The organism is Pauljensenia sp. UMB6358 (genome assembly GCF_030216865.1).
Taxonomy (GTDB): Bacteria; Actinomycetota; Actinomycetes; order Actinomycetales; family Actinomycetaceae; genus Pauljensenia; species Pauljensenia turicensis_A.
On sequence record NZ_JASOMS010000167.1, the window covers coordinates 1 to 272 of the forward strand.

Annotated in this window: 1 protein-coding gene; it reads right to left on the reverse strand. The window is 56.2% G+C overall.

Going from position 1 to position 272, the window contains the following annotated elements:
- Positions 1–80 precede the first annotated feature (80 nt).
- On the reverse strand, positions 81–272 hold a 192-nt coding region (locus tag QP381_RS09045; protein WP_285068679.1), incomplete at its 5' end, for a hypothetical protein.

Below are 272 nucleotides of genomic sequence, written 5' to 3' on the forward strand. Positions count from 1 at the left end.
CCGCTATGCAGACAAAATGTCGGTAGGGCTCATGATGGAGCCCTACCGACACTCGGTCGTTCAATTCGGAAGAGGAAGGGTTAGATGTCCGCTTTCTGTGCCGCCGTCATGCGCTCAACAACCGCGACGCGTTCACGAATAATACGCGTGAGTGCGGCAGAGACATCAGGATGATCGTTCATCCACTGGCGACCGCGTTCAGCCAAGTCGAGCCCATCAACGTAGCCTGCCAAGGCGGTCGGGAACATCAATGTGACGATGTCTTCGGCCAT